Raw genomic sequence first — 14,879 nt, forward strand, 5'->3', positions numbered from 1 at the left:
GCAAAAGAAATCTGCTCGCCAAAACGGCGCCACGACTCTTGACAGTGATTCGGGGAAATGCGATTCTCAGCTTGCGACAGACGAGAAGGGCTTCCGCGACGGTGACGTTCGGGGGCCTTTTTCTTTTGCGGTTTCAGTCTCCTGTTGAGGTCTGCTCCGACTTTCTGAACGCCTCATAGAGGTTGCTCAGATTATCGGAAATCCACGTACCAAAGCGGCTGCCGTCCATCTCCTTCACGGCGATCGTGATGGCCTTGCCTGCCTTCTTAACGCTGACGCTAACTGCTTTGTCCTCCGGGACCCAGGATTGTGCTTGGGACTTCAGACCTACCTTGCGAACCGGCTTCCCCTTCGCATTCAGGGCTCCCAGCAGCTTTTCGAAACGTTCGTTGCTTTCCAACTCACCGAATTCTGGTTCGGACAAGATTGCATTAACCATTTCGAATTTCTTGCCGGCGAGGAGAGACAGCTCAACCCACCGCTCGCGGCCCACAGACGGAGCAGATCCAATCTTGCCGATCACAGACGCCGGAATTCTTGAGACGACTGATACCATCTTTGATACCGCAGCGGCGTTCGAGGCCAATGCTGACGAGATCACATCTCTGTCGTACCCCAAATCCTCAAGACGCTTTGCGAACATCGCCTTCTCGATGAAGCTAAGATTTGCACGAGCGGAATTCTCCTGACCCTGGGCAATTACATGGGCCCTGTCGTCGATCTCCTTGACGACTGCCCTTACCTTCCGTCCCAGCTCACGAGCGACTCGGACTCTGCGGTGGCCGAAGACAATCATGTAGCGGCCGTCGGAGCCTGGATGCGGACGGACAAGTATGGGAGAATCCTGCCCCCTTTCCCGAATAGCTTCCAGCAGCTCTTGGTATTGCCCCTGGTCGTCGCCCATGCGGTCGGAAACGAACGAGCCGTCGACTGCGCTTGGGTCGAGTTCCACGACATGCTCGCCCTCAAGATACGCATCCGCTTGCTTTGCCAACTCGTTGACCGAACGGATCATGGATTTTGACGCTCCGCGGATCGGATATGCTGCAGCCGCGGTAGATGACTCCCGCTCGCCGGCTTCCGCTTCTACGAGTCCAGAAAGAAGATTCTTACGTGCCATATTTTACCTCCAGGCAGCGTAGGCCGTTGAATACATTTGGAAAAGGTGCACTTTTGTCAGCAGACAAGTCAGCGCCCCCATGCTTCATGAATCAAAGCTACGATTTCGCCATTAACGACGTCCAAGGCTTCCATTGCCCGCTCGTATGTGGACCTGGTCATCGCATTCTTTTCGACTTCGTAGAGGGTCTGCTTGGTAATCCCCGCATCGGAAATCGCCGTTGATTTCAGCATCTGGTTCTTTAGGATGAATTCGCCGAACAGCGTATGCAGGAATGCCACCATCTGCGCTTGCGGCTGGTCCGTAGGTTCGAATCGAGTAACAAGGTAGCGATACCACTCCAGATTCACCTCGGCACCGGCCGCTCTGATCGGCTCCAGGATGTTCCCGAGCATCAGCAGAAACTGGCCCATGCTCATCACATCGAGCATCTGCGGATGGATCGTGATCAACACTGAAGTCGCCGCGGTCAGTGCAGTGATCGTCAGGTAGCCAAGCTGCGGCGGACAATCGATAACTATGACATCGTAGCGATCGTCGACCTCCATCAATGCCTTCGAGATGCGTGTGAAAAACGCCCTGCCCGCATTCGAAGACTTGTCAGTCATTGCCAGAGGCGTGTCGTATTCGAATTCCTGGAGCTCTAGGTTCGCTGGGACGATGTCCAAGCCCGGGAAATTCGTCGGCTTGATGATCTCGGAGAGAGGCACTCTCTCGTCGTCATAACGAATCGCGTCGTAAAGGGATTTCGTCTGGTCGAGTTCAGGCTGGAACCCATGCAATGAAGAAAGCGACGCCTGCGGATCGAGATCGACCGCTAGGACACGGTGACCGGTAAGCGCAAGGTATTGGGCGAGGTGGGCAGCTGTAGTGGTCTTCCCGCTGCCTCCCTTGAAATTAACCACAGCTAAAATCTGAAGCTTCTCGCTGGGCCGCCGATGGGGAACATACATGCGGGCGTCAGATCGACCGTACTGGTCCAGATACTGGCGCAGCTCAAGCATCTGTTCAGCAGTGTACGAACGTCTGCCCGACGTCGAGGTTTCAGGCACCGGTCCCTTTCCTTCCAGATGCAGTTTCTTCAGATGGCTCTGGGAAACCCCCAGATACGTGGCAACCTCCGCCAGCGAGAACGAACGAAGATTTTTCTTCGCGTGGGGAGGGAAGCGCTGCATCGAAAGCAGGTGCAACTTCTTCGATATCTGGTCGCCTTGATCGAGGATGCTTTTCTCGAACAGCAGCGGGATCTTTGTAGGAACGGGCGAGTTCACGTTCATTCGATCGAGACTCTCTAAAAACGATTTTTGACGTAAAAGCGCCAAGCAACCGTCATTATGTCCGATTCGTTCGCCCGGGCAAGAAATTTAAAGTTAACAAAAGCTTAACGGTCGCGGAACGGGGCTCAATAATATGATTCATGCAACTGAATATGCTGCACAATTCGGCGATTTTGTCTGCGGACAAAGCCTACCATCCAAGCACAAATCCTGCTTACCCAGGCGTCACGCCCAGTTCTTGTCGGCTTCCTAAGGCGCTCCGCACCGGTGCCTGGCAAGTGATCACGACACTCTGAGCCTATGACGAGTATTTGCAGATCAAACTCGACCGCGTTCTGACCCGACATTGCAAAGCGCCATGTTGTCTTTCACCTCCCTTGAAGACGCTAAGCAAAGCGTTCCAGGTGATAGCTCGTCGGAGGAGAGGGGGCAGCACTCATCAGTCCGTTGCCTCACGATAAGCGCCAAGGGGGAGGACGGTGTAATGGTGTCGAGTTCGCTCAATGGGAAAAGAGAGGGCTTTTCAGAGCCCGGACGCCTTAGTGAGGTTGATCCGGAAACGGTCGCGACGCCGCTGGTACTTGCGGGTCATCTCGGCGCTGGCGTGGCCAAGCTGCTTCTGCACATAACGCTCATCAACCTCGGCAGAGGAAGCCAGGCCAGCGCGCAGTGAATGTCCGGAAAACTTCTGTCCCCGCTCGCCCTCGGAGAGATCGCCGCGCACGCCGGCGGCCAAGGCCGTGCGCTTGACCAACCGGGCCACCTCCTGATCGTTGAGCCTATCGACGCCGACCGTTTTACCCTGACCAGTAACACGGCGGAACAAGGGGCCATGCGCGATGCGGGCAAACCTCAGCCAGGTCTCGAGCGCGACAACCGGGCAGGTCGCGTCCGACGAACCGCGGCCGATCTCGGCCTCGCGCCAGCCGGTTTTGCCGCGCAGCGTCACAAGAACACCTTTGTCGAGCACCTCGACCCAGCCGCGGCCATCCTCGGTTTGATCCCGGGCAAGATCGAGGCCGACGATTTCGGAGCGGCGCAGGCCGCCGGCAAAGCCGAGCAGCAGCATGGCGCGGTCGCGCAGGCCACGCAACGAGCCGCGATCGAGCGTCTCCAGCATGGCGATGAGATCGTCGCGCAGGACAGCCTCCTTTTGTCGGGGCGGGGCAGCGTGCGTGTTGCGGATGCCGGCGAGCACGGTGGCGATATGACGGTCCTTCCGGTCAAGCGATTGGCCGCGCTGCGTGTAGTTCCAGGTCAGGGATGACAGGCGGCGCTCGATCGTCGCCACCGCCTTTTTGTCCCTTCCAGTGCCCGAAGCCTGCGCGGTAATATAGAGGCCGACGGTCTGCGGGTCCGGCCGCGAGGGATCAAAAGACTGGCGCCGGCACCAGGCGCAAAAATGCTTCCAGTCGGCTGCGTAGGCGCGACGGGTGTTCGCCGAACTTGCTGCCTCGACATAATCGCGCGCGCGGTCGGCAAGCTTTTCGAGATGTGTAGGCAATGATGTCTGTCGCGGGTCAAGGACCGGCGGGGGAGGGGAGGGGCCTTCATCCGGCCGCCCCATCTCCATGACGACGTCGACAATGTCCGGCAGGTCATCGGCGTCGATTGCGTCGGTGGACACCATCAAATTACGGGCTTTGCCCATCCAGCCTCGTCCATTCTAATGTCGCAGCAATGCGATTCTTGCGAGCGAAGGTGCGGCCAAAGTCCGGATTTGTCCACCGCGAGCTGTGTGACGGAATAGCTGCGGGAATTGCCTCCGCTCCGGTCCTGGTATCGCATCAGCGGAGCGCGACGGGCCTTTCCGATCCAGGGATGGCCTCTCAGGGGGAGGTCTCTCCTTGCTTTCATGTTCAACATCCTTTATATTCCGTTCAACAGATGGAGATCCCAAGATGACCATACGTGGAGCAGCGGCAGCCGCAAGCGAGGAGCGGATCGCCCACACCCGCAACCGTCTGGTGCTTGAGCAGGCGAGGGCGGTCGGCCTGCTTGGCGCGGCCAAGAACACCCGCCTTTCCGGCAGGGTGCCGTCGGAATTGATCGAGGCGGCAAAGAAGCGCGCTCATGTGACCTCCGACACCGAACTGCTAGAGCTCGCCTTGTCGCGGCTGGCCCTTGAGGATGATTTCGGCGCCCGGCTCGTCGCCCGCAAGGGCAGCATCTCCGCGGATATCGATCTTGGCATTTGATCTAGGCGGCGCACTGCGGTCCCTAAAACCACAGCGGCGTAGGGCAGGGCTGGAACGGCGACCAGATTCCGCCCTGTCCTGGGCAGGTGACCAGCCGCCTGTCGGCGGCGTATTGCTCCTCGACACCAGCGTCTATCTGGATGTCCTGCAGGGACGTACGCCCGAAGCGGTCGATAACCTTCTGACGTATCGGCTCTGTCACCACTCGGCCGTCTGCCTTGCCGAGCTCAGCCACGTGTTCGGCCGGCTCGACCCGGCGCACCCGACGACGAAGTCGGTCCTGGGAGCCGTTGCGGATACGATCGAGGATATTCCGGCGCACCGGCTGCATGCACCCGACGCCACCACCTGGGGACGCGCCGGCATGCTGGCCGGCCTGTTGTTCCGGCTGAGCCATCTGCCGAAAGGGAAGGGGTATGAACGTCGCTTCCTCAACGATGCGCTGATCTTTCACCAGGCCGGTATGCTCGGGGCGACGGTCCTGACCGGCAATGTTGGCGATTTCGATTACCTCAGCCAGCTTGTTCCGTCGGTACGTGTGATCTTTTATCGGCCGGTGACAGGCTCGCGCCTGCCGGGTTGAAAGCGTCAGGCGCTATCGTAGCCGTTACAGGAAAGACCGTCGCGCTGTGGGATGGTCCGGAGGGTCGCTGGGCGTGATTTTCGGGCTTCTGCGCGACGAAAATGGCCATTTCTCACTCTACCGCCTCTACCGCAGAAACGAACGATAATGCAACATTATCGTTCATTTCAGCGCTACGACAGGCTGTGCGTTTAGGCGTGAAAATGATGGCGCAAAGCGCACGGCCGCTTTACGCTCCAAAACCATGATTCGCCTCGATCCCGCGACCGCCAGCCCCGCCGCGCCTCCGACCGTGCCGGCCTGGGCGCTCGCTCATGGCGGCGTTCTCAACGATGCTAACGCCGCCTTCCAGGCCGGCGCCGCGTTGGCTTCGCTCGACGGCCTCGCCAGGGCGGCCCCTTCGTGGTCCGACGCCTGGCGGCAGAGGCTGGCGCTTCGCTGTGCCGCCACCAGCATGCGGCTCGCCGGGCGCTCAGAAGACGAGGCCGCCCTGCGCGACGCCTGGCATTTGCGTCCCCCAGGTGCTGATCCCGGTCCCGCCGGCGCCGTCTTTGGCGCCTGGCGGCAGTTGGCCGGGCAGCCGCCCGCCGCTACGCCCGACCGGCTCGAAAAGATCGTCGACCAACTAGGGTTCCATTGGGACGGCGCGGCTCTCGCCGACCTTTGCACGGAGATCGAAAGACTGGCGGGGTTGCAGCGGCCGGCGCCGTTCGCCGCCGCGGCGATTGCCGCTCACGTCGTCGCCGTACGCCCCGACTGCGAGCTTTTTGCCTGGTGGCTCGCTGATCTGGTGCTGGCGCACAGCCTGCGCTGGCCGCGGTCGCTGCCGCTGCTGATGGCTCAGGTTTTTGGACCATCCTTCCGCACCGAGGCCAGCGGCGGCCGGCGCATCCGGCCCGGCGAAAAAAATCTTGAGCGCGCGGTCTGCGTCGCGCTGGTTCAAGCGGCGGCGGAGGCCTGCCGGTTGGCTGCCGAGCTGTCGCGCCGGGCCGAAAAACTCCTGGCGCTGGCGCCAAAACTGCGCGCCAAAGGTGCCGGCGACGTAATCTTTCTGCTGCTCAGTGAAGACGCCGTCTCCGGATCGCTGACGACGAAGAATCTGTCGCGCTTTGCATCGCGGCGGCTGTTCGAGCGGCTGCAGCAACTGGAGGCCGTGCGCGAGCTCTCCGGCCGCCCCACATTCCGGCTGTTTGGGTTGTAGCGATGAGCGAAGCGTCTGCCCGCCGGAAGCCAAACGTTCAGCCGGCTTTGCTGGATACCGAGCTGGAGCACCTTCCGGCCGAGCTGCGCTGGCGCGAGTGGATGGGCCGCGTCGAAGCGGTGATCTTTGCGGCCAGTGAACCGGTGCCACGCGAGGTGCTGGCGCGCGTCATCGGGAAGAACTGCAATCTGGAGCTGGTCATCGACGACATCCGCGCCGAGCTCGCCGGCCGCCCCTACGAGCTGGTCGCGGTCGCCGGCGGCTGGCAGCACCGGACCAAGAAAATTTTTGGCGATACCATCCGCGCCGCCTTCGGCAAGGCGGCGGGCGAGGGGGCAAAAGAACTGTCGCCGGCGGAGGCGCTCGTCTTGATGTGCATTGCCTATTTCCAGCCGATCACGCGGGGCGAGCTGTCTTCCTTCTTCGGCAAGGAAGTATCGCGCGACCTGATCGGCGTGCTGCGCGCGCAGGAGCTGATCGCCTCGGGGCCGCGCAGCCCGCAGCCGGGGGCGCCTTATACCTATGTGACGACCAAAAATTTTCTGTCGCAGTTCGGGCTCGACACGCTGCGCCAGCTGCCGGATTTCGAGGCGCTCGAGGACGCAGGGCTGCTGTCGAAGGAGAGGCTGCTGGCGGGCGACATCATGCCCGAATTTTCCGATCGGGATGAGGATTGGGTTAGGCGATGAAGCGTTGACGCTTGCGGCCCAGAGATCAGCCGCCGTCAGGCGTGGAAAGATAGGTGTAACCCATCTGGAAACGGTGCCAGACCTACGATGCAAAGCAACAGGCCCGGAGTATAAAGGGTCGATTCCCTGACTACGTTCTCGATACTGGCGATGTCGTTCTGAGACGGAACAGGGATCTTCTGCGGATGCGTATGCCAGTCTCCCACGTACTGAAGTCCCTCAGCGAAATGCCGGTCGATCTCCCTCTGCTCAGCCTTGCGGTCCGGCCAAAAGTGGAAACGGCCCCGGCGATCCGCCGACCTTGGGCCGGTCGCCGCTAGCACGTGCCAAAGGTCGGCCTTGATATCGGCGAACAGCTGTCCCCCGGCCTCCTTGCTGAACCAACCCGTCTGTCGACGGGCGTTGAAGACTGCGAGGACGTTTGATGAGAACCGGACCGTAACGCGATCGAACTGTGCGATGACTGAAGTGCCTTCAAGTATTACGGCCACTGTTGCTCCATCACTCCTGATACCGATGCCACGGGCTTCGTCGCCATGAACCTCTCCGTCCATTGCCCTTCGGCGCGGGCAAGATTCCGATCTGACGTCCACCATGTCCGCCATGTGTCGGCCAACCCTGGCTCCAGCAATCGATCGAGGCACAGTTCAGCGATCATCGCCTGGACCGCGACGACCTCAACCGCTCCGAACGGTGTCGTGGAGTTTCCGCATTCCTTGGGTGGCTGACGATCGTTTCGCGAGGCAGGGCGCCGAGGAACACCATTCTCAAACCCGTCCATGAACCGAGCGCCATTTCCCGACAGCAGCAAAGCGTGCCCGGCCACGCCCCATGCCTCCATCCAGCCTAACACGACGGCGATCGGTGGAGCTTCCTGCCGTGCGAGATCGGCGATGAAGACGTCGGCGTGCAATGACCCTGTAGTTGCCACGATAAGGTCCGCGCCTTTTAGTATGTCGCTTCCGGACACGACGAGGTCTTGAACGGTTTTCGAGAAAGCTCTCACCTGGACGATTTCCGGTAGGTCTTGCCGTAGGTCCGACGCCAAGGCCTGCGCCTTCGAATGCCGAACGCTGCGGCCACCGAGTTCGTGACGTCGAATGTTCTCCCAGCCGAGGTTCTCATGATCAACGAGATCAAGACGGCCGACGCCCGCTTTCGCAAGCAGGCGCGCCACACCAGCGCCGATTGCGCCACATCCGACCACGACCACTCTCTTCTTGGCGAGATCGGTCAGGGCGATGATGCTGCGGGACGCCGAACTGTCAAGCAGTGACGTGTGCAAGCGTTGAATGTTGTAGTGTCCGAGAAGGTCGCCAACGGCGATCTTGGCCCCGGGTCGAAGCTTGAGTTGAGGTTTGCGTCGCGAACCAGCCTTATGGGGGAGAAGGGTTTTCAGCAGCCGGATGCCAGCAAACTGGCGGTGGCCGGAAGGCGCATTGCCGACCAGGACCAGGATGACCCCGTTCGGGACCATACTCAAAGCCTTTAACATTGCTTCTCCCCCATCGACGGCGTGTGTCTGGAGGAGCTCGAGAAGGCTTTTAGAGTCCGCGGGGAACTCCGAAGGTAAAGGAAACTGTTTGAGGTCGACGAAAAAGGCGGCATTCGTGTGCCTAGGAGGCGCCCCGTTCCGATTGCCCCACCACCGGACCATCAATTCCTTGCTGGCAAAGGCGAAGACCTCGTTGCCAGCTAGGACATAGGAACCACTCGAAGCACGTTCCTGGTAGAGCAACGAAAGCGCCGGGCCGGCGACGTCGGCGCGCTGGTTCCAGTAGTTGGTGAAGTCTTCCTGGAGATCGTGGTCTTCGGCGCCGGTCTGATGCGCGTCAAGGAGTTCGAGAGCTTCCGCCAGCACCTGTCGGGCGGCGTCCGCGGGATCGGTCGAAAATTCGATTTTCGTTAGGCAAAAGCGACCATCGAGCTCGACATGCGGCAGGTTTTGAGAGGCATCATAGTCGACGATATAGGCGTTCGGCCGCGAATACGGGAACGCGGTGTCGGCCACGATGGACAGAACGTGGCCCCAAACCTCGAACAGCCACAGGTGACGGCCTGTCGGCCGCCCCTTGCCGTCCTCGCAGGCCCGGTAACCCATGTACTCCGGCCGATAACGCTCGAAAAGTGCTGAGACGGCATCAACTGCCTGGGCGATGGTTAGCATGAGTCGCGCCTTCAGGCGTACCGGGTCTCACCCCGCTTGATCGCTGGGCCAACTTTCTGGGTAAGCGACTTCGCCCCGTCCGGATCGGGTTGCTGGGAGAACCAGTCCGTGTTGAAGAAATTGTCCCAGGCGCTCATCGCTTTTTCGTGGTCGCAGTCCCCCTCGTCAAGAACGTCGAGATGCTTCAGCTTCTCATCGAGCCTGTCGTGAAGGAACTTGGCCTTCGCATTCCCCTCCTCGATGATATTCTCGTCGAGAACCGGGTGCTTAACTGCTTGCGACCACGAAAGCTTGTCCCTGATCGCCTTGGCGACATTGCGCAGCGTCTTGTCATCGCGGTCGGCGACCCCGGCCCAAAGATCGGCCACGAGCTTGGAAATAACGAAACCGTTCGAAATCTTGCCCTTCCAACTTGTCCGGCTGCGCGCGAAGGCCTTGAGCAACCTGACGACCTCAACGAACTGCCCCTTGTCGCCGTCCTTGGATGCGTTGGCGCATCTTTCCTTGTTGAAGCCCTGGAACCACGACGTTACCGCCAGTGCATCCGAGCGTTTCCAGTTGGAACTGGCCAGTTCGTAATGGTCCGTTTCCTTTCCCGTCCAGGCGTCCTTCACGATGACGTGGCGGTAGACGGGTACATCGATGTGGTAGCCCTCGTTGTAGTAGACCCGCACGCAGTTCTTGAGGACTTCCGGGGGAATGGTGAAACGCTTGTCATAGAGCGCATCCCACACCATATCGCGGGCCGCTAGAGGCGTCATATCGCCTCCTTTCGGCCCAACGAGGTCGTCCTTCTTGAAATAGACGCCGTCATCGATGTCATAGTCCTCGTCTTTCTCGACGATCATCGTGCGCATGGCGTAGGAGCCCTGCGTCCGCTGGCCGATTGGGGTCGGATCTTCGTTCGCGGCGAGGCCGTCCTTCAGGCGTTTGCGGTTGGTCTTTGCCCTTGCAAAGATGTCTTTGCGGGCTTCGTTCGGCAGCCGCACTTCTTCGCGCTGGTATTTCGCTACCTGGAGATGGCAGTCTCTCATTGGAAAAGCTCCTTGGGTATGCCCGTCTCCGGCATCGTGGGCAGAGACATCATGAGATTGTGGATTAGTTGACCTTGCGGGTTCCGAGCGTCGTCACAGGCGCTCTTGACCATGTCGGCGTCTGTCGAGGCTTGGCTCATGAGGGCATTCATCGCCTCGGGCCTACTGTCGTCGAGACCGAGATACTCGAGTTTCGACGCCGGGATCTTCTGCTGCGGGAAGCGGACGTGGTGGACGTCCTTGCCGCATTTGCTCAACACATTGGAGAACATGCGGGCCATGTTGTCGAAAGCGAACTCTTGGGCCGTAATGCTGAGCGGCGCGACATCGGCGCCGAGCTTCCACTGAAGCATCGACCTATGAACCTTTGTCGGCGAAATCTCCTCGCCTTCAGGCCGCGAGCAGGTGCCCAGGGAGAAGATTTCGATTGGCTGCCCATTTTCCGCGTTCATAAGCGCGTCCAGCATCCCCACCATGACCGGGTTGTTCGCCCACAGTCCGCCGTCGGCAAAAACCTCGATCTGCTCGTGCTTGCTGTCGGGATTCTTTATTGCTGCCAAAGACCGGTAGATCGGTGCCGCACTCGAAGCCAGGCAAACATCGGCAAGCTTATAATTGTCGTCGCGGACGCCGCTCGTCTTTGTCTTCTTGAAGACCCACGCCCGGTGCGTGCTCATGGCCACTGTGGGGATCGAGAGCGAAATTCCGCGCTTTCTATAGACATCGAGCATGGTGATGTCCCCGAGTTCCGCACTGAGGGCTTTTCGCAGCGCCGCGTCGCCGGCTCTGACGATGTTGCCACCCTTCGCGATGCGAGCAAAAAGCGTCCCTTTGCTCTCGGTGATGCGTTCCGGGAAAATTCGACCACCCCAGTCCCGGTAGAGATTGACGAGGTCGCTCATAGGGCGGCCGATGGCCGCGCCGCAGGCGATGATGGCACCCGTGCTTGTTCCGGCGATGAGATCGAAGCCTCGGCCCAGGTCGAGATGTTCCACCTTGCGTATCCTGCGATATTGGTCGAGCAAACGGTCGAGAAACGCAGCAGTGTAGATGCCGCGCATGCCGCCGCCGTCGAGACACAGGACCCTGAACGGTTTTGCCGGGGAGGGTGTATTTTCAGCAGCTTCCATTGCCTTTTTACATACCTTGTTTCTAATGATTCTGCAGATGCCGGCCAAATTTAGAATCTTCATATCTTCCTGCTTATTGCAGGAACATATCGTGCTCAAGAGTGAAACATCGCGGCGTGCAACTCTATGGGCGAAACCTGTTTATAAGTGAATTGGCCTCTGTGGTTGCGCGATCTTAAAGCCGATATTTCGGCTGAAGCACGCGAATATGAGTCGCTCCGCACCTTCTTGTCTGTGGTGGAGGTCAACCTTGTCGTAATGAACGCCTATTATTGAGTCTGCCCTCGCTGCAGTGCAGCAGAATGTCAGTGATAAAGAAGACCAAGTTTAGCTGATACCCTTTTGTTATTGAGCGTGAGCTCCTACATCAAATGATCATTTTCTTTGAGGGCATCAATGGCGGACCTAGCTGCCGATAAACCCTTTCGTGTCCTGACCTTGGATGGAGGTGGAGCGAAGGGCTTCTACACCCTGGGCGTGCTTCACGAAGTCGAGGCCATGCTCGGCAAGCCCCCTTCATGAGGCGTTCGACCTCATTTTCGGAACCAGTACTGGCGCGATCATCGGCACGCTCCTAGCCATCGGCACGCCGGTCTCTAAAATCCTTGAGCTTTACCGGAAACACGTGCCCGACGTGATGCGTCCCAGGGACAAGGCGAATCGGTCGGCGGCATTGAAAAATCTGGGCGACGAGATTTTCAAGAAGAAGAAGTTCTATGCGGCAAAGACCGGCTTGGGTGTGGTCGCGACCAAGTGGGTGATGGAGACACCTATCATATTCAAGTCCGACCCAAAACAGGCTCACGGCCGCGCCGCGACCTTCGTTCCCGGGTTCGGCTGCACTCTAAGCGACGCCGTGCAGGCGTCCTGTTCTGCCTACCCATTCTTCGCGAGGCGGCAGCTCAAAATCAACGGGGATGAGCTTCTGCTGCTGGATGGTGGGTTCTGCGCTAACAACCCGACACTTTACGCGATCGCAGATGCCGTTCGCGCGTACAAGGTGCCCCACGAACGCATCAAGGTCCTGAACGTCGGCGTCGGCGACTATCCTGTTCCACGCGTGAAGAAGTTCACGAAGGCATGGCTCATCTCCTGGGCGGAAGAAGCCGAACTGATTCAGAAAACCTTCAATATTAATTCCCAGTCGATGGAGCAGCTTCGCCGCGTACTCTTTCCCGACATCGAGACCGTCCGCGTCAGCGAAGCATTCACCGAACCGTCAATGGAAACCGACCTTCTTGAACACGACCTGTCCAAGCTTGACCTGATTCATACCCGCGGCCGGGACTCGTTCGGCAAGCAGGAAACTGCGATCCGGGCGCTTCTGCTCTAGCGGAGACCTTATGCCTATTTCAGACGAGCAGTTGCAGACGTGGTCCCATCAGGGATCAGTGACGCAGTCCAAAGTCACCCACGAGGCTATCAGAGCCGTTCTGAACAGCACCGAGTCACCATACTACCTGAAGTCATTCGACGACTTTCTTCAGGGTTCCTACGCAAACGACACGAACATTTATGCGGACAGCGACGTTGATATCATTATCCGCCTCACCTCCACGTTCTATCACAATACCGATGACCTTCAGGCGGGCGAGCAGGCGGCATACCAGCGTAACCGCGTTGCATCTGACTACGAGTTGTCAGACTTCAAGAGAGACGTGGCCGCTTGGCTGAGGCGGCACTATGCCGGTGTCACGGTAGGCAACAAGGCGATTTTCATTCCGGCAAGCGGCAACCGTCGGGATGCGAATGTGCTCGTTTCGGCAGAGCACCGGCACTACACGTCATATATGGGTGCCGAGCGCGAGATAGAGACCCATCAGCGAATTGCCGCGAAAGCGATACTCCGACAGCGCAAACGCAGCCATGGCGCCGAACAAAAGCACGAAGAACAGCGAGGCGACGGTGACGACGAGGCTGTTCTGGAAATAGTGGATGAAGTCGCCCTGGCCGATCACGGTGGTGTAGCCGATCAGGTCAAAGGTTTTCGGCGTCGGCGGCGTCAGCGGCGCGCCGAAGATTCCCGCGCGGGATTTGAACGAATTCATGATCACCAGGATCACCGGAAACAGCGCGATCGCAGTGTAGGTCAGCAGGATCGCGTGGGCGCCGATGGTGCGGGGCAGGGAACGGGTGGCGGTGCTCATCTCTCGCCCCTCAGAAGCCTCATGGAGCCCCAGTATAAGGAAGGCATCGTATTCGAGACCGCGAACGGCCGTCGTATCGTTAACTACCCGCGCCAGCACCGGGACAACCTGTCGAACAAGAACCAAGCCACGGGTTCCTGGGTGAAGAGGACATTCCGCGTCTTCAAAAACATGCGAAACCGCATGATCGAGGAAGGCTATCTAGACGCTGGGGTTGCACCCTCGTACTTCATTGAAGGCCTTCTTTATAACGTCCCGAGCAATCAGTACGGCTATAGCCACCTAATGTCCGTGAACAACTGCCTCAATTTCATTCAGAACTCGAACAGGGATGACCTGACGTGCGCGAACGAGCTTCACTGGCTTGTGCGCGACTACCAAGACGTTTGCTGGTCAACTGCAAATTATGAAAGATTCCGCACCAGCCTAAGACTCTTCTGGAACAACTACTGACGGTTCTGGAGCGGGCGGGTCTGGTGAAGTTGATGGACTTGGTTCTTTGAGGAGAAGCAGTGAAGCCGAACACTATCAAACTGTTCATGTGGGGGTATCAATCCCATTTTCGTTTCAGCCTGGAACATCTGGCCAAACGGGTGTTCGAGTTGATTGGTGCCGATATCGAGCCCAAGGCACTCCTAGTCGGTCTGAGGCGAGCTGAGCTTTCAACCGGGCATCCCGTCTGCATCGATCCCGAGGATGGTGAATGGTCATTGGCAATGTTTGACCGGATCGCGGATGAGGTCAACGAGGCTATCCCCGATCATCCGTTGCAGCGCATGCATTACGGCGATGTAATATCCATGCGAGAGAAGCCGGACAATATCCGGCGCCTGACGATAGAAGATCATGTCCAGCGTCGGCTTGATGTCGAGGGACGCAAGCAGGGCCGGCGCACATTCTGCACCACTCCTTATAGGCGAGAAGGCAAGTCCGAGCTGACATTGATGACATAGGCGTGCTTCTGCTGTCTAAAGCCCAGAGCAGCTCGACGCGACAGTGAGGCGGTTAGGTGGTTGCCCGGCGACCGCGCGCGACATCGACCGGCGCGACTGCTGCCGTGGACGACCAAATTCGCGGCAGTTCCTGCTCGAAATCAATTCTTCAGGATAGCCGTGTATGTTCGCTCGAAGCCTACGACCGGACGGGTCGCACAAATGTTGAGGAGAAAGCAGTTTAAGGGCCAATCGACTGTGTTAGATCGGATACACCGCGACGTGCAGGATAACCCTGCCATAACTGCAGAAGTTGACCAACTTCTGGCGCGGCGCACGCGCGATATCCGCCTCAAAGGCGAAATCAAACACCTGTTTCGAACACGCATCTGGTCGCAAAC

General features: G+C 59.0%; 13 protein-coding genes and 1 pseudogene. 6 read left to right on the plus strand and 8 right to left on the minus strand.

The window, feature by feature from the left end:
- Positions 1-133: 133 nt before the first annotated feature.
- The 3 genes from repB to ASD99_RS08400 all read right to left on the minus strand — a co-directional run bounded on the left by repB (position 134) and on the right by ASD99_RS08400 (position 4,048).
- On the minus strand, positions 134-1,120 hold the full coding sequence (repB, locus tag ASD99_RS08390; protein ID WP_057143292.1) for a plasmid partitioning protein RepB: 987 nt from the start codon (positions 1,118-1,120) through the stop codon (positions 134-136).
- Between the two features lie 68 nt (positions 1,121-1,188).
- On the minus strand, positions 1,189-2,397 hold the full coding sequence (repA, locus tag ASD99_RS08395) for a plasmid partitioning protein RepA (RefSeq protein WP_057143293.1): 1,209 nt from the start codon (positions 2,395-2,397) through the stop codon (positions 1,189-1,191).
- Between the two features lie 523 nt (positions 2,398-2,920).
- Positions 2,921-4,048 carry a site-specific integrase gene (locus tag ASD99_RS08400; protein WP_057143294.1) on the minus strand — a complete coding sequence of 376 codons (1,128 nt, stop codon included), beginning with the start codon at positions 4,046-4,048 and terminating at the stop codon, positions 2,921-2,923.
- Between the two features lie 250 nt (positions 4,049-4,298).
- Between ASD99_RS08400 and ASD99_RS08405 the strand changes: the two genes are divergently transcribed.
- From ASD99_RS08405 to scpB, 4 genes are all read left to right on the plus strand, one after another.
- Positions 4,299-4,595 carry a hypothetical protein gene (locus ASD99_RS08405; protein ID WP_057143295.1) on the plus strand — a complete coding sequence of 99 codons (297 nt, stop codon included), beginning with the start codon at positions 4,299-4,301 and terminating at the stop codon, positions 4,593-4,595.
- Positions 4,585-5,178: a type II toxin-antitoxin system VapC family toxin gene (locus ASD99_RS08410; RefSeq protein ID WP_057143296.1), complete on the plus strand. Its 594-nt coding sequence runs from the start codon at positions 4,585-4,587 to the stop codon at positions 5,176-5,178. Before ASD99_RS08405 ends, ASD99_RS08410 begins: the two co-directional genes overlap by 11 nt.
- Positions 5,179-5,422: 244 nt before the next feature.
- On the plus strand, positions 5,423-6,379 hold the full coding sequence (locus ASD99_RS08415; RefSeq protein WP_057143297.1) for a DUF1403 family protein: 957 nt from the start codon (positions 5,423-5,425) through the stop codon (positions 6,377-6,379).
- 2 nt (positions 6,380-6,381) lie between these two features.
- A complete protein-coding gene (scpB, locus tag ASD99_RS08420; protein WP_057143298.1) occupies positions 6,382-7,068 on the plus strand; it encodes an SMC-Scp complex subunit ScpB in 687 nt (228 codons plus the stop codon).
- A 35-nt stretch (positions 7,069-7,103) separates the two neighbouring features.
- Here the strand turns inward: scpB and ASD99_RS08425 are convergent, their stop codons facing one another.
- The 4 genes from ASD99_RS08425 to ASD99_RS08440 are packed head-to-tail and all read right to left on the minus strand — an operon-like array spanning position 7,104 to position 11,462.
- Positions 7,104-7,559, minus strand: a complete 456-nt coding sequence (locus ASD99_RS08425) for a Mov34/MPN/PAD-1 family protein (RefSeq protein ID WP_057143299.1) — start codon at positions 7,557-7,559, stop codon at positions 7,104-7,106.
- Complete coding sequence (locus tag ASD99_RS08430) at positions 7,550-9,235, minus strand: ThiF family adenylyltransferase (protein WP_082583194.1); 1,686 nt, start codon at positions 9,233-9,235, stop codon at positions 7,550-7,552. The genes ASD99_RS08425 and ASD99_RS08430 overlap by 10 nt, the downstream gene beginning before the upstream one ends.
- 11 nt (positions 9,236-9,246) lie before the next feature.
- Positions 9,247-10,269 carry a cyclic GMP-AMP synthase DncV-like nucleotidyltransferase gene (locus ASD99_RS08435; protein WP_057143301.1) on the minus strand — a complete coding sequence of 341 codons (1,023 nt, stop codon included), beginning with the start codon at positions 10,267-10,269 and terminating at the stop codon, positions 9,247-9,249.
- The gene (locus ASD99_RS08440; protein WP_244497663.1) at positions 10,266-11,462 is read right to left on the minus strand and encodes a patatin-like phospholipase family protein; all 1,197 of its coding nucleotides are present in this window, start codon (positions 11,460-11,462) and stop codon (positions 10,266-10,268) included. The genes ASD99_RS08435 and ASD99_RS08440 overlap by 4 nt, the downstream gene beginning before the upstream one ends.
- Before the next feature lie 379 nt (positions 11,463-11,841).
- Here ASD99_RS08440 and ASD99_RS08445 point away from each other — a divergent pair, with 379 nt between their 5' ends.
- A complete protein-coding gene (locus ASD99_RS08445; protein WP_200950976.1) occupies positions 11,842-12,732 on the plus strand; it encodes a patatin-like phospholipase family protein in 891 nt (296 codons plus the stop codon).
- Positions 12,733-13,186: 454 nt separating this feature from the next.
- On the opposite strand, the pseudogene ASD99_RS08450 reads toward ASD99_RS08445, so the two are convergent.
- Positions 13,187-13,546 (minus strand): annotated as a pseudogene (locus ASD99_RS08450) (carbohydrate ABC transporter permease); the annotation flags it as partial.
- Between the two features lie 512 nt (positions 13,547-14,058).
- Between ASD99_RS08450 and ASD99_RS08460 the strand changes: the two are divergent.
- On the plus strand, positions 14,059-14,499 hold the full coding sequence (locus ASD99_RS08460) for a hypothetical protein (RefSeq protein WP_057143303.1): 441 nt from the start codon (positions 14,059-14,061) through the stop codon (positions 14,497-14,499).
- The last annotated feature ends 380 nt before the right edge of the window (positions 14,500-14,879 follow it).

Origin of the sequence: Mesorhizobium sp. Root695 (assembly GCF_001428185.1) — a bacterium.
In the GTDB taxonomy this organism is placed as follows: domain Bacteria; phylum Pseudomonadota; class Alphaproteobacteria; order Rhizobiales; family Rhizobiaceae; genus Mesorhizobium.